We start from the raw sequence: 25,019 nt of genomic DNA on the forward strand, positions 1-25,019 counted from the left end.
GCGTCATGTGGGCTGGTGGCTGATGGCAGTGCGGGGTATGATCCGTGCTGGAATCGAGTTGAAGCCCCTTGTCCACCTTCGGGTGTGCAAGGGGCTTTTCCATGCCTGGGATCAGAGGGAGTCGGTCCGCGCTGCCGCGACGAGTGCGGCCCAAGCGTTGGAGGGCACTTCCAGGTGTCCGGCCGCGCGGTTCTGGGTGTCGCGTATGGCGGTTGTTCCGGGCAGGTTGGCTACTTCGACGCAGTTGCCCCCAGTGGGTTGGGAGTAACTGGACGTGCGGAACGCGGAGTCGGGAATCGAGGTCATGTGCCTTGCTCGTTCATCTCTCGTAGGCGGGCGATGGTCTCCCCGGGGCGCAACGCCACGAGGCGCAGGTGGTTGAGCAGGGTGCGATACCGCGCGATTTCCTCGGGTTCTTCGAGGTAGAGGTTGTCGGTGTCGGTTTCCAGGTAGACCACGGTGGGATCAACGGGTTCGGGGAACTCCAGGATCACGAAGGCCCCGCCGCTTCCGGGGTTAAGTTGGTCCGCCTTGGTCATTTGAAGTGTGACGTTCGGCCGCTCTGCGATGTCCAGCAGGTGCTCGATCTGCTGGCGCCGGACGTCTGGGTAGGAGGCGAGCCTGACCAGAGCCCCTTCGTCGAAGATCGCCCACAGCTCGGGCGGTTCTTCGTCGAGAATGCGTTGGCGGGTCATTCGCGCGTCCACGACCCGGCGCACGTCGGCGGGCTGGGCGAGTGCTGCCTGTGCCGTGACTTCCATGTAGGCGGGTATTTGGAGCAGGCCGGGAATCACCAGGGGTTCCCAGGTAGAGATTGACGACGCCTCTGTCTCGAAGCCCACGTAGCGTGCGCTGAGCACGTCCTTGTAGCGCGACCACCAGCCGCGTTCTCTGGACTGGCGGCACAGGTCAAGGATTTCTTCGCGCTCTTGTCCCTCTTTCAGGTGGCAGGCGTCCAGGATCGCCCGAATTTCGGCCACCTGCGGACGTTGTTTCACGCCTGACTCGATGTTGGAGTAGGTGCTCCGGGACAGCTCGGCCGCAGCGGCGACTTCGTCGCCGGTGAGCCGGACGGCCTGACGGACTCGACGCAGCTCGGCAGACAGGCGGCGACGGCGGATCGTCGGTGAGTAGCGCGTGGTGGCCAATCTTGTACTCCCTCTGGTGGTGCCCCGATCGTAGAGCCCCACTGCCCGATTACGACATTTAGGAAATCCAAGTTCGGGAATCTAGGTGAATCTAAAAAAATTAAACTCCATGACTTGAAAACCTGAATTTCAAGTCTCATGATGAGGGTAGCTCGATTCCACTGCCGGACTTTCCACCCGGCATGACCCTCAAGGGGTTCCCATGCGATTCCTGTCCTTGCTCACGTTGGTGAGTGTGTTGTTGATGGCGGCGGTGATGCCCGCTCGGCGGGTGGGCCGTCACTGCGCCGGTGCCCCCGGTATGCCTGGTGCCGCGCCGGGTGTGTTCGGGCCGCAGCCTGCGCCTGTGCGTCAGGCGCGGGTGGTGCCGCGTATCCCCGACTATCCGCGTTTCGCGGAGGTCGCGGAGTCGCATTCGGCGTTGTGGGAGGTGACCTACCGCTACGGCGAGGCTGCGCCTTATGCCGCGCGCAACCGCGTCACCGCCCACGTGCTCGCGGTCTCGGACGTGGAGTTGTTGGACCACTGCCTGCACGTCTATGAGCCGCCCTCACCCCTGCGCGCCTACACCGCACCGCGCGTACGCGCCTACGCCCCCACGCAGTGCCACGGCCGGTGAGTGCGGTGTGCACCCCCGACAGTGTTGCTGCGGCCCTGGCCCGGGTGCGGTGGGACTTCCCGGCCTGGAGCATCACCCACACCCCTGACACCGACCCCGAACGGGCGTGGAACGCACACCGGCGCGCACCGTTGACTCGGGCCGAACACGCACACGGGCGCAGGCGTCACCTGCACGCCCCCACCCTCGACGCCCTCCTCACCGAGTTGGGCGCCGAGCAGCGGGCCCTGGACGATCGCGCCGACTCCTCGGACCGCCCAGGCCGGTAATCAACCGGCCCTCAAGCGAGGGGTCGCGCGTTCTCTCACCCCGACGCGCGGCCCCTTCTCCTCGAACCGACGGAATGTGCCTCCGCACGCGGGGCACTCCTGCGATGCTGAAGGGACTCCTCCTCGTATGTCTTCCTCCGACCCGACTCCCACCGGCCGTGCCACTGCTCCCGTTCCCGACCCGGATGCGCCATTCGGCGACGTCAATGGTGGATTACTGATGAACCGCCAGGTCGCCGCCCTGTTCGGGGTGGGCGCCTCCACCGTGGCCCGCTGGGGCAGCCAAGGACTGATCACTTACCTGCACACCCCCGGCGGAGCGCGGCGCTACCCCGCCGAACAGTTCCGCCACCTCCTCGACGACGCATGACCTCACCGGTACTCGCGCACGTCCCCCGCCCTGAGTCAGCCTTCCTGGACGAGGAAAAAACCGTGACTATCGATGTCTCCCGCGCGCTGGTGGAACAACAGCGCAACCTGGCCCTGGACGAGCCCAACGGACGGATCAGATCGTTCTCGCCCTCGGTGGTGCCGGCGCCGATGCAGACCCCGGCGTACGCGCGGGCGGTGGCCACCGCCAGCGGGTTGGTCCGCGCCGAGCACGTGGAGGAGATCGTGGAGATCCGGAGACGGCGTCAGCGGGCGCTGCGTGACGCCGAGTACCCGCGCACCTATGTGGTCACCGAATCCGCGCTGCGCCGCACGATCGGCGGCGTGGAGGTGATGGCGGAGCAGCGGGTGCTGCTGTTGGCGCTGGCCGAACTGGCGCACGTCACGCTGCGGGTGCTGCCCGAGCAGGACCGGCATCCGGTGATCTGGTCGTGCGGGTTCACCATCACGGAGAACGCCACCAGTATCGAGGGCATCCCCTTCTCGATCGCGTTGCCGATCAAGGAGACCCGGCACTACCTCGCCCACTTCCAGGACCTCTTCCACGCGGCGCGGCCCTACGAGTTGTGAGCGACGGGGCGACGCGGCGCGGGGGAGCGGTGGCCCCGTGCGCCGGGAACAGGTGAGGGGTCCGCGCCGCGAACCGAAACGGTGCGTGACGCGGCCCCGGTGGCCGACACGAACCGGCCTGCGGGGTCACCGCAGGCCGAAAAGCCTCATCCCGGGTGCGGTCAGCCCTCCGACCAGTCGCCCTGGTCCTGGCCGGGGAGGTGCGTGCCGAAGGTCCACTCGTAGCCTTCGAGGTCGAGCACCCGGCACCGGTACGAGCCCCACTCGGTGTTCGCGGGGGTCCAGACGACGATGGCGCCCGCTTCGACGGCGGTCGCGTACACGGCGTCCACCTCCTTGCCGGAAGAGACGCTGATGTAGGCGCCGTGCCCCACCGTCTCGCCCTTGACCGGAGGGCGGTCGTAGTCGTTGTCGTCACTGAAGACGATGATCGCGACGTCCTCGCGCCGCAGCTCGGCGTGCATGATGCCGCCGTTGCCGTCCGGGAACTCCAGGGTGGTGGTGAAGCCGAAGGCCCGCTCCAGCCACCGCAGGGCGGCGGGTGCGTCGCGGTAGCTGTAGTAGGTGTGCAGGCTGGCGGGGCGGGTGCTCGCGTCGTTCATGGGCCCACTGTGACGGGTAACCCGGTCAGTTCCTTTCCGCAATGGTCCGCGTCTTTGCGCCGATGCGAAAACACTGAGAAGCGGAGAGAGAAGCGCATGACCTGCCGGCCAGAGGGGCGCGTGCCCATGTCAGGGCGGTAATGCCTGATGGGAGCGATGATTGGTTCTTCCGCCCCTGGGGTGCGAGCGGGTGGATAATGGTGGGGTGGGTGCGATCATCGAAAGTCTCATTACGATAACGGCCCACAAAGCCGCAGGTCATTAACTGTGAGCCCCACGCACGTGGGGATGGACCGCGGTGCTCGCTCTCGCCCTCGATGCGCTGGAGGTGAGCCCCACGCACGTGGGGATGGACCGACACCCAATTCATCGAGTCGCGACGCTTCCAGGTGAGCCCCACGCACGTGGGGATGGACCTGACCCAACGTCGCCAGCGCCTCCACACGGCGCGTGAGCCCCACGCACGTGGGGATGGACCGGGGAACACACCCCAACCAAAAACCCACCCTCTGTGAGCCCCACGCACGTGGGGATGGACCGAAGGCGGCCTCCGCGTGGAGTGCATCCCACTGGGTGAGCCCCACGCACGTGGGGATGGACCGGGCGGCCTGGTCGCGGCGGGCGGTGCGGCACGGTGAGCCCCACGCACGTGGGGATGGACCGGTCGTCGGAGCCCGGCCTCCAAAACGGACACCGTGAGCCCCACGCACGTGGGGATGGACCGCCGCCCGCCCGCGCTACGCGCAGGCGGGCGGTCGCGTGCGTGGGAGCCGCCGGGCGCGAGTCGGTACGCGCTTGGCTGGGCACAGCGCGCTGCGCGCCCGACTTCGTCGGGTGCTCGCGCTCGGCCCGCCCGCGCGACCTCCACGCCCTCCCTACCCTGCCCGCCCCCACCGCCGCGCGTGGCCGGTGACGGCCTGCGCCTGCGCGCGAACACCCACACCCCGAGCGACGGCCCTCAACGTGAATCCGCGGTGACCCACCGCGCGGCCGGCACCAGCCCCTCACCCGGAACCGTCGCCAAAGGGCTTCCCGTTGTGAGAATCCAACACAACGCCCTCTTGAGAGGCAACCCCAGTGAGATCCACACCTGTTGCCCCGCGCAGGTCGGCGTAGTCAAGCTTGGCCTTGGACAGGTTCGCGTGTTGGAGGTTGGCCCCGACCAGGTTCGCGTTTTGGAGGTTGGCCCCGACCAGGCGTGCGTTTTGGAGGTTGGCCCCGACCAGGTTCGCGTTTTGGAGGTCGGCATCGCGCAGGTTCGCGTGTTGGAGGTCGGCCTCGATCAGGTTCGCGTGTTGGAGGTTGGCATCGCGCAGGTTCGCGTGTTGGAGGTCGGCCTCGATCAGGTACGCGTGTTGGAGGTTGGCATCGCGCAGGTTCGCGTTTTGGAGGTTGGCATCGCGCAGGTTCGCGTTTTGGAGGTTGGCCCCGACCAGGCGTGCGTGTTGGAGGTTGGCCCCGAACAGGTTCGCGTTTTGGAGGTCGGTGTTGGACAGGTCAACGTGGTTCTTCTCGGGTCGTTTGGGGCGGCGTCCGATCACGGTCAACGCGGTCTGCACATCCGTGGGCGGCCCCTTCGTCACCTTCACAGGAGCCGCAGGCTCTTCAACTCCCGTAGGGGGATGCATCCACTGCCCCCGTGGTGGAGCCACCACCAGCTGAGGAGCCACCCCGGTACGAGGGGCGTTTTCGCGCACGAACGCGGCTAGGACCTCTACCACGGTTTCGTGGTCCTGCCGGGACTCGCGCATCACATGTTCAAGGGCATAGATCCCGCCGATACGCGAGGCCATCTTGTCCGAGGACAACTGTTCAATGGCGTCCTTGTAGCGCTGCGTGTACTGGCCGCGCTGGTTGAGCAGGTAACTGCGCGCGGTGAAGAACAGCGCCACCACCGCCGCCAACCCCACCGTGGCCTGCAACAGGGTTTGACGCACCGCGTTGATAGCCGCTGCCTGCTTCTCCGCAGCCGCCAACCGGTCCACCGCCTTCGCGCCGTTAGGCAGCTTCAGACCTTCGGTGACCGTGGAACCAGCCACCAACTGCGTCAACGGAAACAACACGACATACAGCGCCGCCACCACCACGACCAACGCCAGTGGACCCCACACGCACCACCCGTACCGTCGCCAAAAATCATGCCCCCGCCCCGACCGCACCCACGCAAACAACCCCCGCCGCCACTGACCGATTCGCGCCATGGTCGAAATCCCAACACACCAGACACACCGGTGTGTCCCGCTTATAGGGTTCGGCCCATGTCGGACAACATCCGCCACATCCACACCGCACCCACCGCCAAAGCCCACCAACGCGCACAGCAACAGCAAGAGCGCGAGGAATCCGCCCGCTTCGAGGCCCGCGCCCAAGCGATCGCCGCCATCCTGAAAGAGCGCGGCGCGACCGTCATCACCTGCACCCGCGAAGAGTGGACCCCCACCCGCCGATTGGGTAGGCGTGCGGGCGAGATCATCAACCGCCGGGTGCGCACCAAGGCCGTGGAGACCGGCATCGCCGTGTGGGACGTCGAGCGCGAGACCAACCCCCTGCACCGGCGCTTGGACGAGCGCCGCGCGATGCGGATCATGGACCGGTACTTCAAGGACAACCCCGTGTCCTTCGGCGCCACCCCCGAGCGGCCCGACCCCGACAACGACGGTCCAACCAGTCGGTGAGGGGCGGGTGCCCGGGGGTTTCGCCCCGGTGGGGTCTTGATTGTTCGACGACCAGGCAACGCCACCAGCGGTAAGCATCAGTCACCAGTCTTTGCAAAAGGGGCCTGAGGGAGCGCCAACCCGGCAGGGCGGGGTCACTGGTAGACGCCCACGGCCGTCAAATACAGCGCGCACACGGTCCCCGAGGCACTGGCCCCCACCAGCAGAGCCCGATCGGGGCGAGCCCCACCCCGCCACGCCACAAGCGCACCGACACACCCCACGTGCACGGCCACCGACAGCGCCAGCAACAGCCCGAGCAACTGAGGCAACGACATGGATTCCTCTTCTCCAAAGGGCGGTCCGCCGGTGCGGACCGATCAAGAGGAACGCTGACTGTCCGGGGCCCTGTCCTGCCGCTGTTTGCGGTGAAAACGGGCGAACTCCCTGCCGGGGCGCTGGTGAGGGTCCTAGGCTGTCGATGTCCGAGGGGCCCCCTTTCGGACATCGGACACTCTAGAGGCGGCCATGGGCGCACACCCCGACATCTTCGAGGACCTGCGCAGGGTAGGCGCGCTCAAACGCGACCGCCTCAACAAACAACCCTCAGACAACGCCCTGAGCCGCCACACCGACGTCAACGCCTCCCGCGACACGGTGGGGGCATGGCTGCGCGGGACCCGCTTCCCCCAACAGGTGGAGCCGCTGCTGGGGGTGCTGGCACAGATCTGCGCCGAAGCCGCCCGCCGGGGCCTGCTTGACACCCCCGCCGACTCCTCCCAAGAGTGCACGGTCGCCCAGCTGTTGGACCCGCAGCGGTGGCGCGAGTCCTGGCACAGCGAACAGCACCGCCGCACACAAGCCAACCAAGACGCCGCCCAACGCCACAACGCCCACCACGCCCTCAAAGAAGACGAACGACGCGCCCGCCAGCAGGCTTTGGCCGATCGCCCCCGCCCACTGCACTCCTGGTCACCACAGCGCCTCGGAGTACACGCCGCCATCCCCGGCACCACGCCCCGAGACGACGGGTTCGTCCTTCCCCGCTACATCCCCCGCCCCCACGACACCCACCTACGCGCCCACATAAAAGCGGCCACCACTCAGGGGGCGCGCCCACAGATGGTGGTCGTGCGGGGAGCGTCGTGCACCGGAAAAACCCGCACCGCCTTCGAAGCCGTCCGCGCAACCCTGCCCAACGACTTCGCCCTGCTCTTCCCCACCAATGCAGAGGGCCTACTCGCCGTGCTGGCCGCCGACGCGCTGGGGCCGCGCACCGTGCTGTGGCTCAACGAAGCCCAGCAATACCTCAATGACGCCAAGGGCGAAGCGGTCGCGGCGGCCCTGCTGCGCCGACTCGACACCATGGGCCCGCTCCTGGTGGTGGCCACCCTGTGGCCCGCATACGACCAGACCCTCACCCGCCGCCCCGCCCCGGGCCAAGGCGACCCCCATCCCAAAGCCCGCGAACTACTGGCCCAGGCCCACTACACCTACGTTCCCGACTCCTTCACCGACCACCTCGACGCCGCCCGAGAGGCCGCCCGCCACGACCCGTCACTGACCACCGCCCTACAGACCGGCGCGGCCGGCCTCACCCAGATCCTGGCCGCCGGACCCGACCTGGTCCAACACTACGAACACCCCGCCGGAGAACACGGCCCCTATGGCCAAGCCCTGATCAGCGCCGCCATGGACGCCCACCGCCTGAAGGTCGTGGGACCGCTGCCCCTGGACTTCCTCCAAGCAGCCGCCCCCGGCTACCTCACCGACACCCAACGCGCCAGCGCTGACCCCGACTGGTTCACCCACGCCCTCACCCACGCCCGCACACGCGTCAAGGACACCACCCCGCCCCTGCAAGACATCCCCCGCGCTTCAGGGATGGGCGCACTACCCGGCGTGGTGCGCCTGGCCGACTTCCTCCAACAACACGGCCGCCGCGCCCGCGCGACACAATCCCCACCCGCCTCTTTCTGGAACGCTGCCACCACCCACCTGAGCGACCCAACCGACCTGACCAACCTCGCCTACGCTGCCCTCCAACGAGCCCGACTCCGCCACGCCGCACACCTGTACTGCGCCGCCGCTGATGCGGGGGACACCGACAGCTTGGTGTTCTTGGCCCATATGCGGGAAGCGGCGGGGGATCGTGAGGGGGCTGAGCGGCTTTACCGTGAGGCGGTTAATGCTGGGCATACCCTCGCTTTGGTGGGCTTGGCCCGGTTGCGGGAGGAGACGGGAGACCATGAGGAGGTTGAGCGGCTAGCCCGTCAGGCTCTCGAAGCCAGAGACCCTCAAGTCTTGATGCTCTGGGCCTTGGCGCGCCAGGTGAAGAGAGATCGTGAGGGGGCTGAGCGGTTCTACCGTGGGGCTGCTGATGCCGGGCTCGTTGACGCTTTGGCGCACTTGGCCCATATGCGGGAAGCGGCGGGGGATCGTGAGGGGGCTGAGCGGTTCTACCGTGAGGCTGCTGATGCCGGGCTCGTTGCCGCTTTGGTGAGTTTGGCTCAGATGCGGTTGGAGACGGGGGATCGTGAGGGGGCTGAGCGGTTCTACCGTGAGGCCGTTGATGCTGGGCACTTTGACGCTTTGGTGAGTTTGGCTCAGATGTGGTTGGAGACGGGGGATCGTGAGGGGGCTGAGCGGTTCTACCGTGAGGCCGTTGATGCTGGGCACTTTGCCGCTTTGGTGAGTTTGGCTCAGATGCGGTTGGAGACGGGGGATCGTGAGGGGGCTGAGCGGTTCTACCGTGAGGCCGCTGATGCTGGGGTCCCCTACGGCTTGGTGATCTTGGCCAGGATGTGTTTGGAGGCGGGGGATCGTGAGGGGGCTGAGCGGTTGGCCCGTGAGGCCGTTGATGCTGGGCACTTTGACGCTTTGGTGAGTTTGGCTCAGATGTGGTTGGAGGCGGGGGATCGTGAGGGGGCTGAGCGACTCTGCCGTGAGGCCGTTGATGCTGGGAACGTTGGCTCTTTGGCGCACTTGGCTCAGATGCGGTTGGAGGCGGGGGATCGTGAGGGGGCTGAGCGGTTCTACCGTGAGGCTGCTGATGCTGGGAACGTTGGCTCTTTGGCGCACTTGGCTCAGATGCGGTTGGAGGCGGGGGATCGTGAGGGGGCTGAGCAGGTCTACCGTCAGGCTGTCAATGTTGGGCTCTTCGACTCTTTGGTGAACTTGGCCCAGACACGAAAGAAATCACCAGAAATGTACGAGCGCTACGGGCTTGACGCGGATGGGAATCTGGCCGAGCCATGGGAGTGGCCGGAGCCACGCGCCCTATGACACAGAACATCCTCTCCTCCATTGTGACGCTTGGGCACCGTCGAGCCTTTGTCGTCACCGGTGACGGATGGCTGTCCTTCGCAGAGCACCATGGCGCTGCTGTTCAATCCCCGTGTCGTCTGGTGGAACCTTCCCCCAAAGAGACCGGTGAGGGTCGGGTGTCCGGATCTGTCCACCCGCGCGCTTGGTGGCGGGGCCCTAAGGACCGGGGGCCAGATCGGGAAAACGCGATGAGGTCCACAAGCCCCCATCTTCGCCACCAGCTTGCGGCCCCCGGCCCTCCCGCCACGAAGCGCGCGCCCGTCCAGATCCCGCCACCCTCACCGCCGCCACCGCACCACCCCAGCCGGTGACCCAGGGATGCCCGGACGGCCCCAACCCGCCCGAGGCGGCTTCACACCGCTATGGGCCAGTGGCCCCAAACGCCGCGCTACCAGCGCTCAAAGCCCGGACGGTAGGCCGGTTCGGGCCCGGGTTTTGGCCCGTGAGTGGCCCGGAACGGATGACTATGGGTGTCTTCAGATGTCTTCAGATGTCACACCACCGCCACCCGTTCGACCCGCCCACGCGATCGGTGCAGGTCACGGGCATAGGGTCTGACATGCGAAGAGGCGACGCCCGAACCGGACGCCGCCCCTAACCCCGTCCCTCCACACGTGGGGATGGACCGAGCCCGGATGGGTTGAGTTGTACGCCTGCGACGTGAGCCCCACGCACGTGGGGATGGACCTGTCCACGGTCCGGTAGTGCGCGGCCCACACCTGTGAGCCCCACGCACGTGGGGATGGACCTCCGCGCGGGTCGAGAATGAGCGTCGCGGCGTCGTGAGCCCCACGCACGTGGGGATGGACCGTGGCACAGTATCCTCGGAACTCCGTACCGGAGGTGAGCCCCACGCATGTGGGGATGGACCGGTTCTACGAGGCGGTCCTGAATCAGCAGGTGAGTGAGCCCCACGCACGTGGGGATGGAGCTGACCGGTTATCCCCTTCTTCTTCCGCGACGGTCAACGGCGCAGTTCGGCGTCCAGTGCGCGGATCAGCTCGCCGACCCGCCCGCCGCCCTCCGGTGCGGCCGGGAAGCGTTCGAGCACGTCGACGACGCCCGGCGTCGCGCGGTGTACCGCCTGGCCGACGTGGTCGGCGCCGACTGCCCGGTCGTCACCGGCGACGAGCTCGGCCGCCCTGGCCGCGTGGGCGCCCGCGCCGAGGATGTGCTTGACCTGGGTGGCCTTGGCCAGCGGATGCAGGTAGGCGGCGCCTGCGGCGGCCATCGCCGCCAACGCCGCCTCGCGCCCGGCCGCTGTGTCCGTGCCCTTCGCCGCCTTGAGCGCCGCCCACGCCGTGTCGCGCAGGGATTTCCCGCGATCGCCGCCCCGGGCGAACTCCCACGCGGTCCTGACGGCCTCCCGTGGCCGCGGATCGCCGGGCCGATCGGCCTCGAATACCTCGACCACCGTCTCCGCACACGCCGCGGCGAACGCGGTGACCTCGCGCAGGTCCTGCTTGCTCAGAACGATCCCGCTCGTCTCTCCCGACATGGCTCCATCTTCGGCCACCGCGCCGGACGCCTAGACGTCGCGGATGCGGGGGACGTGCCGGACCTGTCCGGCGCCGGTGGCCGCCACCGGACAGGGGAGCACGCGGTCTACGCCGTGGCGGTGCGCCGTTTGCGCATGAGCCCCGGCGATCCGGCCACGCGCGCCGTGACGAGCAGGCTTGCCCGGCGGCTCAGCAGACCGTTCAGGACCGAGGCGGCGGTGATGCTCGTCTGCGCCACCGCGCTCGGTGCCGACCTGCGGCGGTCCAGGGCGAGCACCAGCGCCAGGGCGACCTCGTCGGGGGTCTGGAAACCGCCCTCGTACCCCTCGGTGCCGATCGCGTCGAAGAACTCCGTCCGGGTCAGCCCGGGGGAGAACGCCATGGTGCGCAGCCCGCTGCCGCGGGTCTCCCACCACAGCGCCTCGGTGAAGTTCAGCACGAACGCCTTGCTCGCCGCGTACACGGCCATTCCCGGTATCGGCTGGTAGGCGGCCGCGCTGGCGACGTTGACCAGGTAGCCGCCGCTGTTCTCGCACAGTCGGTCGAGGAACGCCCGGGTGACGTCCACGACCGCGGTCACGTTGAGCGCGACCAGCGCGTCGAGCTCCTCGGGGGCCTGGTCGCGAAACGCGCCGTCCGCGCCGACCCCGGCGTTGTTGACGAGGCTGGTCACGCGGATGCCGCGGCGGTCGATCTCCGCGGCCAGCGCCCTTCCCGCCCCGGGGCGTCCGAGGTCGGCTGAGACGGTCTCGACGACGACACCGTGGGAACTGCGGAGCTCGGCGGCCAGCGCCTCCAACCGTTCGGCACGGCGGGCGACGAGCACGAGGTTCGATCCGCGCTTCGCGAGCCGGCGGGCCAGGGCGGCGCCGATACCGGAGCTGGCGCCGGTGATGAGGGTGGTCTGGGCGGAGTGGTCAACGGTCATGTCGACACTGTAAGTCATTAATGGCACTTAGTGCCACACTTGGCTCTTGATGTCTTCTGGATAGGGTGGGGGCGTGCGCAACGAAGAACCGACACCCGGCTTGCGGGAACGCACCCGCCGCGCGGTACACCGGGAGGTCGCCGAGGTCGGGATGGCCCTCTTCCTCGAACGCGGCTTCGAGGAGACGACCATCGACCAGGTCGCGGAGGCCGCCGGGATCTCCCGCCGTTCCTTCTTCCGCTACTTCGCGACCAAGGAGGACGTCGTCCTCGGTGACCTGGCGGATCGGGGGCACCGCATCCGCGCGGCACTGGCGGTGCGGCCGCCCGGGGAACAGCCCTGGGAGGCGGTGCGGGCCGCGTTGCTGGCTTTGCGCGACGAAGGCCCGGTCGACACCGACGCCGAGCTGCGGATCACGCGGATGCTGCACGGGACCCCCTCCCTGCGCGCCCGCCACCTGGAGAAGCACCTCGCCTGGCAGGAAGTCCTGGTTCCCGAACTCGCCCGGCGGCTGCGCGGCCCGGACGACCCGGACGGGGTCGCGGCCGACCACCGCGCCGCCGCGATCATCGCCACCGCCCTCGCCTGCCTCGACGTCGCCAGCGAGACCTGGCTCCGCCTCGACGGCTCGGTTCCCCTCGAACAGCTCTGGGACGAGGCCGTGGCCGCGGTCCGCGCCTGAGGCCACCGGCGACGCCCCTGCGGCGGGCGCTACCCGGTGACCGCCGCGCGGGGGGCGTACATGATGATCGCGACCCCGACCAGGCACACCAGTGCGCCGATCACGTCGAAGCGGTCGGGGCGGTAACCGTCCAGGACCATGCCCCAGGCCAGCGACCCCGCCACGAAGACGCCGCCGTAGGCGGCCAGGATGCGTCCGAAATCGGCGTCCGGTTGCAGGGTGGCGAAGAACCCGTAGAGCCCCAGCGCGATCACCCCCGCGCCGACCCACAGCAGGCCGCGGTGCTCGCGGATTCCCTGCCAGATCAGCCATGCCCCGCCGATCTCGAAGACGGCGGCGACGACGAACAACAGGATGGAACGCAACGGCAGCATGGTTTCGCCTTCCGGCAGACGGAGAACTACGGAGGGGTTTTCAGGCGGGCAGGGTGCCGAGAAGCTCCTTGAGGAGCCCCCGGGCGTGGTCGGGGGCGGTGACCTCCAGCGTGACCCGTGCGCCCAGGTCCAGGGCGAAGGTGAGGAACGGGCGGCATTCCCGTTCCCGGGCCGCCAGGCCCGCCAGCGCACCCACGTCCACCCCCGGCTCGAAGACCAGTCGGACCCCGCCCGCAACGCGCTCGGTCCGAGCGACGGCGGTGAAGCTGCGCCATCGGTCCATCCGGCGGGCCTTGTCGCCGTCGCCCGGCGAGCACGCCACCGGTTCCTTTCCCGGCCCCGCCGGTGCAGGCCGGTTCAGTCCCCGCAGCTCCACGGGAACAGGACCGGGTTTGGCGTGCAGGAACGAGCACTCCGGCGAGCACGGTCCCGCGCGGTCGGGCCCGGCCAGGTGCGCGCGTGCCACGGACAGCCGCTCGATGAAGGAACGCAGCTCCTTGATGCGTCCGCGTGCCTCGCGGATGCGCTCGTCCACGCGGGGGCGCAGGTCCGCGCGCACCCGCGCGCACACGCCCTGTTCCCACAGGGCCAGGAGTTCGCCGATCTCCGGCAGTCCCAGGCCCAGGTGCTTGGCCGAGGCGATGAACGCGAGCCGATCGACCGCCTGGTCGTCGTAGAGCCGATAACCCGACGCCGAACGCGTGGCGGGCAACAGTCCCTCCCGCTCGTAGAAACGGACGGTCGAGGGCGCCACGCCGCAGCGTCGTGCCAGATCGGACACCCGGTAAGTACCCACCCGCAAACGCTAGACCTTGAAGCCGACTCACAGGTCAACCCCTCCCGCGATCGACCCGGGGCGGTTCGGGGGAACGGTCGGCGACGTCGGCCGTTGCCCCTTCGGTCAGCGGTTGTCCACAACCGGCAGGTCGAGGCCCGGCCACCCGCGTCCCGGGCCGGTCGCACGGCCGTTCGGCGCCCTTCCGTGTCCGCGTGACGGCGGTTCCCGTCCCTGAGGCGGGCGCGCGGGCCGGAACCGTTCGGGCTGTGGACGGCCGTGCGCGGGCTGCCACGAGCGCCGTTAGGATCGAGCGCGTGAGTGAAGCACTGGATGATCTGCCCGAACAGATGCGGGTTCGCCGCGAGAAGCTCGACCGGTTGCGCGAGAACGGGGTCGACCCCTACCCCGTCACTTTTGCGCGCACCACCTCCGTGGCGGCGGTCCGGGAGAAACACGCCGGCCTGGAGGCGGACGTGGCCACCGGCGAGCGCGTCGGCCTGACCGGCAGGGTGATGCTCTACCGGACCGGCGGCAAGCTGTGCTTCGCCACGATCCGCGATTCCTCCGGCGACATCCAGGTCATGTTCTCCCTGGACAAGCTCGGCGCCGACTCCCTGAACGCCTGGAAGTCCGACATCGACCTCGGCGACCACGTCGGAGTCGAGGGAGAGGTCATCACCTCCCGGCGCGGCGAGCTGTCGATCATGGTCGAGTCCTGGGCGCTGACCGCCAAGTGCCTGCGCCCGCTCCCCGACAAGCACAAGGGTCTCACCGACCCAGAGGCCCGCGTGCGCCAGCGCTACGTCGACCTCATCGTCAACCCCGAGTCGCGCGACATGGTCGTGTCCCGGGCCAAGGCCGTGCGCGCGGTCCGCGACGGCCTCCAGGACCGCGGCTACATCGAGGTCGAGACCCCGATGCTCCAGCAGGTCCACGGCGGCGCGACGGCACGGCCCTTCACGACGCACATCAACGCCTACGACCTCGACCTGTTCCTGCGCATCGCGCCGGAGCTCTACCTCAAGCGCATGGTCGTGGGCGGCATCGAGAAGGTCTTCGAGATCAACCGCAACTTCCGCAACGAGGGTGCGGACTCCACGCACAACCCCGAGTTCACGATGCTGGAGTTCTACCAGGCCTACGCCGACTACAACGTCATGGCCGACATCACCCGCGACCTCATCCAAGAGGCGGCGGTCGCGGCCTTCGGTACGACCGTGGTCGAGCGCGACGGCCAGGAGATCGACCTCGGCGGCGACTGGCCCCAGGTCACGCTGTACGGGGCGGTCGGCGAGGCGCTCGGCGAGGAGATCAGCACCGCCACTCCGATCGAGACCGTGCGCAAGCTGGCCGACGCGCGCGGGATCGAGTGGAGCCCCGCCTGGGGGCAGGGCAAGTTGGTGGAGCACCTCTTTGAGGAGCTGGTGGAGCACACGCTCGTCCAGCCGACCTTCGTGCGCGACTACCCGCTGGAGACCAGCCCGCTGACCCGCCAGCACCGCGAGGACCCACTGCTCACCGAGAAGTGGGACCTCATCGGATTCGGCATGGAACTGGGCACCGGATACTCCGAACTGGTGGACCCGGTGGAGCAGCGTCGCCGCCTCACCGAGCAGTCGCTGCTGGCCTCCGGGGGAGACCCCGAGGCCATGCAGCTCGACGAGGATTTCCTGCGCGCGTTGGAATACGCGATGCCGCCCTCGGGGGGCGTGGGAATGGGCATCGACCGGCTTCTGATGGCCTTCACCGGAAAAAACATCCGGGAAACCATTCTGTTCCCGCTCGTGAAGCCGAGTTAACGAGGGTTAACTTGTCCGGGGGCTGTCTTCTCGCCTGGTGAGAGGGCGGCCCTTCGCGTGATCATGGTGTGGTTCACGCCACGTTTGGGGTTCGGGCGATGCTGTCGCCAGGCGAATCAGCTGGCCAATCCACCTGTCCTACGAGTCAGTTTCAGAATACTCTTTCCTGCGGAGGAGCAGCTCCGGCGCCGAGTCGATGGAGTTTATCTTCGCAGGTCAATAAGGTTCCGGCAGGTTTTTGCGGTCACTCTTCGTAACCAATAGGATGCGGCCAATTACGCGCGGTCATTGAAAGGCTCTTGACGGTCCGTCGTGATCCGCTTAGCGTTTTGCTGCGAGCGGAGAATTCCGCATGTTTGTCGCAGAGGACCTATAACAAGATGAGGGGGATGGCCCGACAACGGCCCCGGTCGGTTTCGGTCATCCTTTGGTGAGTGCGCCTTCGCGTGATCTGTCCGTCCCAGATCACCGAGCTCGGTACTTGAATCCGGTTCACGCCTGGATTCCTGTTTCTGTGCCAGGAAGCAGGTTCCCCACCGCGTTCCGGATTCATGAAGATTCCGAAAGCGTGCGAACCAGGAGGCTGCGGCCCCCGTCTCATTGAGTGCCTTCGCGGCGATGAGTCGTTGTTCCGCACTCACCACAAATGAGGGAGGACGGAGTGGAACAGGCCACACTCGTACGTCATGTCATCAAGGAGACCAGCGCCCCGGTGTCGCGCGACACCATCGTGCCCACGCAGGTCCCCTCCCGCGACGCGGGCATTTTGGGTATGCACAGCGGAGGGCTGGACGAGGGCGACCTCAAAATGCTGGCGGAGATCGCCACCGGTGTCACCACCGACGTGGCAGCGCGCCGTCTGGAGCTGAGCGCCCGAACCCTGCGCCGTCGCCTCCGGGCCGTCTGCGATCGCCTCGGCGTCAACACCCCCATCGAGGCGGTCGTCTGGGCAGCTCGCCGCCAGCTCATCTAGACCACCATCCCCCTGACCAAGACCTCGTCTGCCGGACGGGACCGCCCCCAGGGCGCGACGCCGTCCGGCCGGCGAACGGGCCGGGCCGATTCGTTCCACGACCAGGGGCCGACCTTCTCCCCTGTGGAGAAGTCGCTGCGCTTGCGCCCCCGATGGGACGGGTAATCTGGCTCGGTCATGCCAGCAGAACAGATCACCGTCCGCCGCGCGCGGACCCGCGACGTCGTCCACGTCCGCCGACTCATCGACGCCTTCAGCGGGGAGCGACGCGTGCTCTCCAAGAGCACCGTCAACCTCTACGAGGACATCCAGGAGTTCTGGGTCGCCGAACTCGCCGACACCGGCGGGCCCGGCATCGTGGGCTGCGGAGCCCTGCACGTGCTCTGGGAAGACCTCGCCGAAGTGCGCACCGTCGCGGTCAACCCCGCTGTCCAGGGCCGCGGGGTCGGTCACCGCATCGTCGACGCGCTCCTGGACACCGCCCGCGAGATCGGGGTGCGCCGGGTCTTCTGCCTCACCTTTGAAACCGCCTTCTTCGGAAGGCACGGGTTCACCGAGATCAACGGGACCCCGGTTTCGGCCCGGGTCTACGAGGAACTGCTGCGTTCCTACGACGAAGGCGTCGCGGAGTTCCTCGACCTGGAGCGGGTCAAACCCAACACGTTGGGCAACGTCCGTATGCTGCTGCACCTCGACGCCTAGCCGCCCCCGCCCCGCGACGAACGGACGGGCCCGGGGGATTCCCCGGACCCGTGCGCCGACGTCAGATCAGCCGCAGCTGCCGGTCGCTGGGACGCTTGCGGGTCGCTGACTCCTCGTCGACGGGCATCGTCAGTTCCGGTCCGATGGCGGCCAGGAACGGGGACGCCGCGGCCTCGCGCACCGTTTTGTAGCGGGTGCGCTCCCGTGCCCTGGACAGGTAAAGCCGCTGTTGGGCCCGGGTGAGGCCCACGAAGAACAACCGCCGTTCCTCGGCCTCGTCGTCGCGCTCGGCGCCCGGGAAGCGGAACGGCAGCATTCCGTCCTCGCACCCCACGAGGAAGACCACCGGGTACTCCAGACCCTTGGCGGCGTGCAGGGTGAGCAGCGCGACCCGGTCGGCGCGGGGGTCCAGGGCGTCCACCTCCGCACCCAGCGACAGCTCCGCCAGGAAGCCGGACAGGTCGTCACCGGCGCGAGCGGCGAGCGGCGCCACGAGCTCACCCGCTGTGCGCAGGTCCGTCACCGTCTCGGTGTCCGTGCCGGCGCGTTCGCACAGTGCGGCCACCGCCGCCCGGACCCGCTCGGTCAGCGGCCCCTGGGACTGGTGCGCCAGTTCCGCGGCGAGCGCCCGCACACCGGGGCGCGCCAGCAGACGGTCGTGGGAGCGCTTCTGGAACGGGATGCCCGCGTTGTCGAACGCGCTCATCAGCGCCGCGCTCTGCGCGTCGGTCCGGTACAGCACGCTGACGTCGCCGAACCCCAGACCGTCGTGACCGTCGTCGGTCACCCGCCCGCTGTCCAGGGAATGCAGGGAGGTCCCGCCGAGCAGCCGGTCGATGGCCCGCGCCACGAACGACGCCTCGGCCCGCTCGTCGGCGGCCACGTGCAGGCCGATCCTGGGCGGATCGGAGAAGTCGCCGACCGCGCGCAGTGCCCGCCCCGGAACCAGTGAGGTCGGGGCGATCGCCTGGACGGCGGCGGCCACGATGGTGGCGTTGGACCGGTAGTTGCGGGTCAACCGCACGCTGCGGGCGGCCGGGAAGTCCTGGGCGAACCGCAGGAAGAAGCCGACGTCGGCACCGCGGAAACCGTAGATCGCCTGGTCGGGGTCGCCGATCGCGGTGAGGTTGCCGTCGGCGGTGGTGAGCAGCCGCAGCAGCGCGTACTGTGTGCCGTCGATGTCCTGGTATTCGTCCACGCTGACCCACGGCCACCGGTCGCGGTAGGCCGCCGCAAGGTCGGGGTCGGCGTCCAGCAACCGCACGGGAAGCCGGAGCAGGTCGGTGAAGTCGGCCAGGTTCCGCTCCCGCAGCCTCCGCTCGTAGTCGGCCTCGGCAGCGGAGTCGTCGGTGCCGGTGCCGGTGCCGGTGCCGGTGTCGGTGCCGGTGTCGGAGTCCGGGGCGGTCCCGGCACCGCGGTCGCGCTGTGCCAGTAGTTTGCGCCCCTGCGCCTCGGACCCGCACAGCTCCGCGGCGATCACCAGGCGCTGCGCCTCGTCGGCGATGCCGAAGTCGCGGGTGAGTCCCGCACGCCCGGCCTGCTCGCGCAGGATCAGCGACCCCAGACCGTGGAAGGTGGTGACGGTCATCCGAGCGGCCTCGTCGGGGAGCAGCCCGGTCAACCGTTCGCGCAGTTCGTCGGCGGCCCGCCGGGTGAAGGTGATCGCCAGGCAGCCTTGCGGGGCCACACCGCGTTCGGCGACGAGGTGGGCGATGCGGTGGGTCAGGGTCCGGGTCTTGCCGGTACCCGGGCCGGCCACGATCAGCAGTGGCCCGGCCACGCGTTCCGCGGCCGCCCGCTGATCCGGGTCCAATCCGTCCAACAACCCCTGTGCCCGGCGCGGCTGACCATTGGACGCCTGGGGAAACAGCATGGGATCACCCGGCTGCTCCGCCGTCGGGCGATCCGGCTCGACGGGGTCCGTGGGCAACGGTTCCATCAGGGGGGCGGCAGGCGGTGCGGGACGCTTCGGGGCGGAGGGGCGCATCGCCCGGCGTTTGGCCGGGGCGATCTCGTCCTCGCCGAAAAGCGTCATCGCCCCGGTCTCGGCGTGGAGCTCCTCGGGGGTGAACATCCGAATAACGCCGTATTCGCCGTCATAACCGGAATCCCGGATCACCGAACCGCGGCGCAACCGTGTGATGGCCTCGCCCAGCAGTTCGCCGCCGGCCCGGGACACCTCGTCCAGCGGGACCGAGTGCAGGATTTCCAGCTCGGGGCCGAGCGCCCCGACCAACCGCGCCACTTCACCCATGACGCGTTTGCTCTTGGGGCCCACTCCGACGATTTCCCCGACGATTTCGGGTAGGGGGACCAGGCTGGTGAATTGTGCGGAGCCGGGAACCTGGTAGCCCTCGTCCCGGTCGGCCAGCTCGTGCACGCGGTGGAAAACGCCGACCGTCAAGGGTTTTCCGCACACCGGGCACCGGCCTTTGTGCGCACGCGTCACCTCCGGGGTGAAGCGGATATCGCACTTGCGGTGCCCGTCGAGGTGGTACTTGCCCTCTTCGGGAAAAAATTCCACCGATCCGCGGAAGCCCGATCCGGTTTCCAGTGCGCGCTTGACCGAGTAGTAGTCCAGTTCGGTGTCGAACCGGCTCGCCTCGCGCGCGAGCATCGGAGGGGAGTGGGCATCGGAATTGCTCACCAGGGTGTAGGAATCCAGTGAGGAGACCATCCAGTTCATCGCCGGATCACTGGAGAGCCCGGTTTCAACCGCGAAGATGTGCCCGGCCAGATCGGCGTAGCAGTCCGCAATCGCGTCGAAACCCGACTTGGAGCCCAGTGCTGAGAACCACGGTGTCCAAATATGGGCGGGAACCAGATACGAGTCGGGGTCGCTGGAGAGGGTGATCTCCAGCAGGTCGCGCGAGTCCAGGCCGAGGATCGGTCGACCGTCCGACGCCAGATTCCCAATCTTTGCCAAATCGGCTGTTATGGTCCGCGCCGCGTCCATCGAGGGGGCGTAGAGCAAATGGTGGACCTTGCGGGTGCGGTCCCCGCGCTTATAGATGGTGGAAATCTCCACCGAAAGCATGAAACGCGGAAGGCGCTGACAACTGGGGGGCAGGGTACGCAACACCCGCGCTTCGGTTTCGGGGTTCAGCCGAAACAGGCCCGGCTCCGCGGGAACCAGATCGCGCTCCAGCTCGGCCCGCCAGGCAGGGTGAGTGAAGTCACCGGTTCCGACCAGCCCCACCCCCTTGCGGGCCGCCCACCAGGCGAGGTGTTCAAGGTCGCAATCCTTGCTGCAAGCCCGTGAGTACTTGGAGTGAATATGTAGATCTGCGTGGAACTCCACGGCTGGGTCCTCCCAATGCCCACGGCGGCAGGGCCTGCCGGTACTTACGGCACACTTAGGCGGCTGCTCGGTCCGTCCCGGTTACGATGCCACGATCCCACAACTTCCGAGCCTGGTTAGCCGGTAATGACCTCCGGTGCCGGTAGTCGTATACAGGCAGGTAATCTGTGCATTGTGGCCAAGAAGTCGGGGTCGTCTTGTTCGGCGTGAACCTTGCGCGCGGCTTTGCGGTCCATGTGAGTATTTCCAGGGGCCCGATCTGTACCCGATCCTTATCAGTTCGGCGCAGGTTGTGGGAGGGCGTCTTTCGTCCGCGCAGACGGGGTGTTTAGGGTGACCGACATCCTGCGGTCATGTCTCTCTTTGCTTACGGAAGATGATCCGCTAAAGCAGAAGCGGGGTGGCTTGCCAGAACAGTGACGCGGCTTGTCTATGATGACCGAAGCGTCTTTGCGGAGGCATCGCGCGTCCGGGCGGCCGAAGGCCCATGTGGCCATCCTCTACCTGGGGTAATCACTCCATAAAGTAACAACAAGGAGAAGGGAATCGGCTGCCGTGTGGGATGTATTGTCAGCCTTGCTCCCGCCCGCTGTTGTCGCAACGGTGTTCTGCACGATCGTCTACACCGTGCTCCGCAAGGAGATGGCGCCAAGGACTTCGGACGGGCGACTGGTCAAGGAAGCCGATGCCGAAGATGTCGATTCGACATCTGGTGTTGCACCCGAAGACGGCGCAAAGAGCGCACTCGCATCTCCCGGTGAACTTCCGGGTTCCCAACAGGGGCCGGAGGATCGGTAAGCGCCGTCGGTTAGGGAATGGGGCGCGGGCGCGCCGACCTTATCTGCCTCTGGTCGCATCCGCGGGGTGGGGTCGAGTGCCGCGCCCGAACTACTTTTTCGTCTGTCCCAAGTGGATAGTCGACGCGATTTTAGGTCTCACTTAATTGTCTTTACCGCTGTATGCGGTATAGCTTTATATTCAAGTGCTTACGCACTTCTCCGTTGAAAGGGCTGTTCCATGGCACAAAAGGTTCAGGTGCTTCTCGTCGATGACCTCGATGGTGGCGAGGCCGAAGAGACGGTCTCGTTCGCGGTCGATGGCTCCACCTACGAGATCGACCTCAGTGGCGACAACGCCAACAAGCTCCGCGGTGCGCTGGCGCCGTTCGTCGACGCCGCTCGCAAAGCTCCGGGCAAGGCCGGTCGCGCCGCTCGCGGCACCAAGCAGCGCAACGCCCCCAGCCGGGAGCGCAGCGCCGAGATCCGGGCCTGGGCCAAGGCCGCCGGCAAGCAGGTCAACGAGCGCGGTCGCATTCCGCAGTCGATCATGGACGAGTACCACGCCGCCCAGCGCTGATCGCCGCTCCGATCGGACGACCCCTTCGTGCCTCGCCGCTGATGGCATGAAAGCGGTCGGGCCCCGGTTGCAAAGCCGTGGCCTGCCGCCCGAGCGCGACTCGGAAACGTTGTTCGCTAAGAGCAAATAATCGACGAACATGCATCACGGCCCGTGTTCTCTCACTCATTGAGAGGCGCGGGCCGTTCGCTTGCGGCGTACTTGGAACACCGAAGGCCCGATTGGTAGTTGGATGAGGGTGAACGCCCTATCGCTGGGGAAAGTCTCTTGCACGACTCATGTGCGGACGATCCGCGGTGGGTGTATTCGTGGGGCCGGTCGGGGAAACCCGAACGGCGCGGTGTGGACGGGTGCGGCAGCGCCCCTGGAGAGACTTTCTCGCCAAGGGCCGATATGCGGAAAAGTGAGGGTCGGAACTTCCGTCCCTGCCTGACCGCTCTGTGAGGAGCGACGAGACATGTTCGAGAGGTTTACCGACCGCGCACGGCGCGTGGTTGTCCTGGCCCAAGAAGAGGCCAGGATGCTCAACCACAACTACATTGGCACCGAGCACATCCTGCTCGGCCTCATCCACGAGGGCGAGGGCGTCGCGGCGAAGGCCCTGGAGAGCCTCGGCATCAGCCTGGAAGCCGTGCGCCAGCAGGTGGAGGAGATCATCGGGCAGGGCCAGCAGGCTCCTTCCGGGCACATTCCCTTCACCCCGCGCGCCAAGAAGGTCCTGGAGCTGTCGCTGCGCGAGGCACTCCAATTGGGCCACAACTACATCGGCACCGAGCACATCCTGCTCGGCCTCATCCGTGAGGGCGAGGGTGTCGCAGCCCAGGTGCTGGTCAAGCTCGGCGCCGACCTCAACCGGGTCCGCCAGCAGGTCATTCAGCTTCTGCACGGCTACCAGGGCAAGGAGCCCCAGGCCACCGGGGCATCCTCGGAGTCCACGCCTTCGACCTCCCTGGTCCTCGACCAGTTCGGCCGCAACCTGACGCAGGCCGCGCGCGAGAGCAAGCTCGACCCGGTCATCGGCCGGGACAAGGAGATCGAGCGCGTCATGCAGGTGCTGTCGCGCCGGACCAAGAACAACCCCGTCCTCATCGGTGAGCCCGGCGTCGGCAAGACCGCCGTCGTCGAAGGCCTCGCGCAGAAGATCGTCAAGGGGGAGATCCCCGAGACGCTCAAGGACAAGCAGCTGTATACGCTCGACCTGGGTGCACTGGTGGCGGGCAGCCGCTACCGAGGCGACTTCGAAGAGCGCCTGAAGAAGGTCCTCAAGGAGATCCGCACCCGGGGCGACATCATCCTGTTCATCGACGAGCTGCACACGCTGGTCGGTGCGGGCGCGGCCGAGGGCGCGATCGACGCCGCCTCCATCCTCAAGCCGATGCTGGCCCGCGGTGAACTGCAGACCATCGGTGCCACCACGCTGGACGAGTACCGCAAGCACCTGGAGAAGGACGCCGCGCTTGAGCGCCGCTTCCAGCCCATCCAGGTCGAAGAGCCCACGATCAAGCACACGATCGAGATCCTCAAGGGCCTGCGCGACCGCTACGAGGCGCACCACCGTGTGTCGATCACCGACGGTGCCCTGGTGGCAGCCGCCCAGCTGGCCGACCGCTACATCAGCGACCGCTTCCTCCCCGACAAGGCGATCGACCTCATCGACGAGGCCGGTTCCCGGATGCGCATCCGTCGGATGACCGCTCCGCCGGACCTGCGCGAGTTCGACGAGAAGATCGCCCAGGTGCGTCGGGACAAGGAATCCGCGATCGACGCGCAGGACTTCGAGAAGGCCGCCTCGTTGCGCGACGACGAGAAGCAGCTCCTGACGAAGAAGGCGCAGCGGGAGAAGGAGTGGAAGGCCGGCGACATGGACGTCGTCGCCGAGGTCAACGAGGAGCTCATCGCCGAGGTCCTCGCCGCCTCCACCGGCATTCCGGTCTTCAAGCTCACCGAGGAGGAGTCCTCCCGGCTCCTGCGTATGGAGGACGAGCTCCACCGCCGCGTCATCGGCCAGGAAGACGCCATCAAGGCGCTCTCCCAGGCGATCCGACGCACCCGCGCGGGCCTGAAGGACCCCAAGCGCCCGGGTGGTTCGTTCATCTTCGCCGGCCCGTCCGGTGTGGGCAAGACCGAGCTGTCCAAGACGCTGGCGGAGTTCCTGTTCGGCGACGAGGAGGCGCTGATCCAGCTCGACATGAGCGAGTTCATGGAGAAGCACACGGTCTCGCGGCTGTTCGGCTCGCCTCCCGGTTACGTCGGCTACGAAGAGGGCGGCCAGCTCACCGAGAAGGTGCGCCGCAAGCCGTTCTCCGTCGTGCTCTTCGACGAGATCGAGAAGGCCCACACCGACATCTTCAACTCCCTGCTCCAGGTGCTGGAAGAGGGGCGGCTCACCGACGCCCAGGGCCGCAACGTCGACTTCAAGAACACGGTCATCATCATGACCACCAACCTGGGCACCCGCGACATCTCCAAGGGCCAGGGGATGGGTTTCCAGCGGGCCGACGACACCAAGACGAACTACGACCGGATGAAGGCGAAGGTCAACGAAGAGCTCAAGACGCACTTCCGTCCCGAGTTCCTCAACCGTGTCGATGACACGATCGTCTTCCACCAGCTCACCGAGGCCGAGATCGTCACCATCGTGGACCTGATGGTCGCGCGCCTCGACGAGCGGCTCAAGGACCGCGACATGGGTCTGGAGCTGCGTCCGGCCGCCAAGGCGATCCTCGCCGAGCGCGGGTACGACCCCGTGCTGGGGGCCCGGCCGCTGCGCCGTACGATCCAGCGCGAGATCGAGGACAGCCTGTCGGAGAAGATCCTGTACGGCGAGCTCAAGGCCGGGCAGATCATCATCGTCGACGCGGAGGGCACCGGAACCGACGCGAAGTTCACCTTCCGCGGCGTTCCCAAGCCCGAAGCGGTCCCCGACACCCCCCAGGTGGAGGAGTCCGCGACCCGCGGTGAATAGTAGGCACCGCCGTTAGCGGCACCGGCAACGATCAAGGGGGACGTTCCCACAGGGGCGTCCCCCTTGTCGTTGCCACAAGCCGT

General features: G+C 67.7%; 23 protein-coding genes and 2 CRISPR repeat arrays. Of the genes, 12 read left to right on the forward strand and 11 right to left on the reverse strand.

The window, feature by feature from the left end:
- Positions 1-111: 111 nt before the first annotated feature.
- Both QSJ59_RS08435 and QSJ59_RS08440 read right to left on the reverse strand, forming a co-directional pair.
- Positions 112-306 carry a DUF397 domain-containing protein gene (locus QSJ59_RS08435; RefSeq protein ID WP_285758422.1) on the reverse strand — a complete coding sequence of 65 codons (195 nt, stop codon included), beginning with the start codon at positions 304-306 and terminating at the stop codon, positions 112-114.
- Positions 303-1,148 carry a helix-turn-helix domain-containing protein gene (locus QSJ59_RS08440; protein WP_285758423.1) on the reverse strand — a complete coding sequence of 282 codons (846 nt, stop codon included), beginning with the start codon at positions 1,146-1,148 and terminating at the stop codon, positions 303-305. Before QSJ59_RS08440 ends, QSJ59_RS08435 begins: the two co-directional genes overlap by 4 nt.
- Positions 1,149-1,350: 202 nt before the next feature.
- Here QSJ59_RS08440 and QSJ59_RS08445 point away from each other — a divergent pair, with 202 nt between their 5' ends.
- The 4 genes from QSJ59_RS08445 to QSJ59_RS08460 all read left to right on the forward strand — a co-directional run bounded on the left by QSJ59_RS08445 (position 1,351) and on the right by QSJ59_RS08460 (position 2,996).
- Positions 1,351-1,767 carry a hypothetical protein gene (locus QSJ59_RS08445; protein WP_285758424.1) on the forward strand — a complete coding sequence of 139 codons (417 nt, stop codon included), beginning with the start codon at positions 1,351-1,353 and terminating at the stop codon, positions 1,765-1,767.
- Positions 1,752-2,036 carry a hypothetical protein gene (locus QSJ59_RS08450; protein WP_285758425.1) on the forward strand — a complete coding sequence of 95 codons (285 nt, stop codon included), beginning with the start codon at positions 1,752-1,754 and terminating at the stop codon, positions 2,034-2,036. Before QSJ59_RS08445 ends, QSJ59_RS08450 begins: the two co-directional genes overlap by 16 nt.
- A gap of 220 nt (positions 2,037-2,256) precedes the next feature.
- Positions 2,257-2,406, forward strand: a complete 150-nt coding sequence (locus QSJ59_RS08455; protein WP_285758426.1) for a MerR family DNA-binding transcriptional regulator — start codon at positions 2,257-2,259, stop codon at positions 2,404-2,406.
- 62 nt (positions 2,407-2,468) lie between these two features.
- Positions 2,469-2,996: a Scr1 family TA system antitoxin-like transcriptional regulator gene (locus tag QSJ59_RS08460; protein WP_285758427.1), complete on the forward strand. Its 528-nt coding sequence runs from the start codon at positions 2,469-2,471 to the stop codon at positions 2,994-2,996.
- A gap of 161 nt (positions 2,997-3,157) precedes the next feature.
- Here the strand turns inward: QSJ59_RS08460 and QSJ59_RS08465 are convergent, their stop codons facing one another.
- Both QSJ59_RS08465 and QSJ59_RS08470 read right to left on the reverse strand, forming a co-directional pair.
- The gene (locus tag QSJ59_RS08465; RefSeq protein WP_285758428.1) at positions 3,158-3,598 is read right to left on the reverse strand and encodes a VOC family protein; all 441 of its coding nucleotides are present in this window, start codon (positions 3,596-3,598) and stop codon (positions 3,158-3,160) included.
- A gap of 267 nt (positions 3,599-3,865) precedes the next feature.
- Positions 3,866-4,322: direct repeats of the CRISPR family, unit length 29 nt; unit sequence GTGAGCCCCACGCACGTGGGGATGGACCG.
- Between the two features lie 280 nt (positions 4,323-4,602).
- Positions 4,603-5,685, reverse strand: coding sequence for a pentapeptide repeat-containing protein (locus QSJ59_RS08470; protein WP_285758429.1), 1,083 nt, complete (start codon positions 5,683-5,685; stop codon positions 4,603-4,605).
- Positions 5,686-5,856: 171 nt separating this feature from the next.
- Here QSJ59_RS08470 and QSJ59_RS08475 point away from each other — a divergent pair, with 171 nt between their 5' ends.
- Positions 5,857-6,273: a hypothetical protein gene (locus tag QSJ59_RS08475; RefSeq protein WP_285758431.1), complete on the forward strand. Its 417-nt coding sequence runs from the start codon at positions 5,857-5,859 to the stop codon at positions 6,271-6,273.
- A 134-nt stretch (positions 6,274-6,407) separates the two neighbouring features.
- Here the strand turns inward: QSJ59_RS08475 and QSJ59_RS08480 are convergent, their stop codons facing one another.
- The gene (locus QSJ59_RS08480) at positions 6,408-6,590 is read right to left on the reverse strand and encodes a hypothetical protein (protein WP_285758433.1); all 183 of its coding nucleotides are present in this window, start codon (positions 6,588-6,590) and stop codon (positions 6,408-6,410) included.
- A gap of 190 nt (positions 6,591-6,780) precedes the next feature.
- Between QSJ59_RS08480 and QSJ59_RS08485 the strand changes: the two genes are divergently transcribed.
- Entirely contained in the window at positions 6,781-9,537 is a 2,757-nt protein-coding gene (locus QSJ59_RS08485) for a tetratricopeptide repeat protein (RefSeq protein ID WP_285758435.1), read from the forward strand.
- 702 nt (positions 9,538-10,239) lie between these two features.
- Positions 10,240-10,511: a CRISPR direct-repeat array (repeat unit 28 nt; unit sequence GTGAGCCCCACGCACGTGGGGATGGACC).
- Between the two features lie 32 nt (positions 10,512-10,543).
- Here QSJ59_RS08485 and QSJ59_RS08490 read toward each other — a convergent pair.
- Positions 10,544-11,077, reverse strand: coding sequence for a putative immunity protein (locus tag QSJ59_RS08490; RefSeq protein WP_285758436.1), 534 nt, complete (start codon positions 11,075-11,077; stop codon positions 10,544-10,546).
- 107 nt (positions 11,078-11,184) lie between these two features.
- Positions 11,185-12,006, reverse strand: coding sequence for an SDR family NAD(P)-dependent oxidoreductase (locus QSJ59_RS08495; RefSeq protein WP_285758438.1), 822 nt, complete (start codon positions 12,004-12,006; stop codon positions 11,185-11,187).
- Between the two features lie 73 nt (positions 12,007-12,079).
- Here QSJ59_RS08495 and QSJ59_RS08500 point away from each other — a divergent pair, with 73 nt between their 5' ends.
- Complete coding sequence (locus QSJ59_RS08500) at positions 12,080-12,688, forward strand: TetR family transcriptional regulator (RefSeq protein ID WP_285758439.1); 609 nt, start codon at positions 12,080-12,082, stop codon at positions 12,686-12,688.
- A 29-nt stretch (positions 12,689-12,717) separates the two neighbouring features.
- Here the strand turns inward: QSJ59_RS08500 and QSJ59_RS08505 are convergent, their stop codons facing one another.
- Both QSJ59_RS08505 and QSJ59_RS08510 read right to left on the reverse strand, forming a co-directional pair.
- Complete coding sequence (locus QSJ59_RS08505; RefSeq protein WP_285758440.1) at positions 12,718-13,062, reverse strand: YnfA family protein; 345 nt, start codon at positions 13,060-13,062, stop codon at positions 12,718-12,720.
- A 40-nt stretch (positions 13,063-13,102) separates the two neighbouring features.
- Positions 13,103-13,858 (reverse strand): MerR family transcriptional regulator, encoded by a 756-nt coding sequence (locus QSJ59_RS08510; protein ID WP_285758441.1) that lies wholly within the window; start codon positions 13,856-13,858, stop codon positions 13,103-13,105.
- A 287-nt stretch (positions 13,859-14,145) separates the two neighbouring features.
- On the opposite strand from QSJ59_RS08510, the gene lysX reads away from it, so the two are divergent.
- Together lysX and QSJ59_RS08520 are read left to right on the forward strand one after the other, a co-directional pair.
- Positions 14,146-15,639, forward strand: a complete 1,494-nt coding sequence (gene lysX / locus QSJ59_RS08515) for a bifunctional lysylphosphatidylglycerol synthetase/lysine--tRNA ligase LysX (RefSeq protein ID WP_285758773.1) — start codon at positions 14,146-14,148, stop codon at positions 15,637-15,639.
- A 661-nt stretch (positions 15,640-16,300) separates the two neighbouring features.
- Positions 16,301-16,612 carry a LuxR family transcriptional regulator gene (locus QSJ59_RS08520; protein ID WP_285758442.1) on the forward strand — a complete coding sequence of 104 codons (312 nt, stop codon included), beginning with the start codon at positions 16,301-16,303 and terminating at the stop codon, positions 16,610-16,612.
- Here the strand turns inward: QSJ59_RS08520 and QSJ59_RS08525 are convergent.
- Positions 16,609-16,791, reverse strand: a complete 183-nt coding sequence (locus tag QSJ59_RS08525; protein ID WP_285758444.1) for a hypothetical protein — start codon at positions 16,789-16,791, stop codon at positions 16,609-16,611. The two genes, QSJ59_RS08520 and QSJ59_RS08525, sit on opposite strands and share 4 nt — an antisense overlap.
- Here QSJ59_RS08525 and QSJ59_RS08530 point away from each other — a divergent pair.
- Positions 16,790-17,314, forward strand: coding sequence for an amino-acid N-acetyltransferase (locus QSJ59_RS08530; protein WP_285758445.1), 525 nt, complete (start codon positions 16,790-16,792; stop codon positions 17,312-17,314). The genes QSJ59_RS08525 and QSJ59_RS08530 overlap by 2 nt on opposite strands.
- Positions 17,315-17,375: 61 nt before the next feature.
- Here the strand turns inward: QSJ59_RS08530 and QSJ59_RS08535 are convergent, their stop codons facing one another.
- Positions 17,376-20,615, reverse strand: a complete 3,240-nt coding sequence (locus QSJ59_RS08535) for a UvrD-helicase domain-containing protein (protein ID WP_285758446.1) — start codon at positions 20,613-20,615, stop codon at positions 17,376-17,378.
- Between the two features lie 1,017 nt (positions 20,616-21,632).
- Here QSJ59_RS08535 and QSJ59_RS08545 point away from each other — a divergent pair.
- On the forward strand, positions 21,633-21,971 hold the full coding sequence (locus tag QSJ59_RS08545; RefSeq protein WP_285758449.1) for a histone-like nucleoid-structuring protein Lsr2: 339 nt from the start codon (positions 21,633-21,635) through the stop codon (positions 21,969-21,971).
- Positions 21,972-22,428: 457 nt separating this feature from the next.
- Positions 22,429-24,936 carry an ATP-dependent Clp protease ATP-binding subunit gene (locus QSJ59_RS08550; RefSeq protein ID WP_285758451.1) on the forward strand — a complete coding sequence of 836 codons (2,508 nt, stop codon included), beginning with the start codon at positions 22,429-22,431 and terminating at the stop codon, positions 24,934-24,936.
- Positions 24,937-25,019 lie beyond the last annotated feature (83 nt).

The organism is Nocardiopsis ansamitocini (assembly GCF_030268225.1).
GTDB lineage: Bacteria > Actinomycetota > Actinomycetes > Streptosporangiales > Streptosporangiaceae > Nocardiopsis_D > Nocardiopsis_D ansamitocini.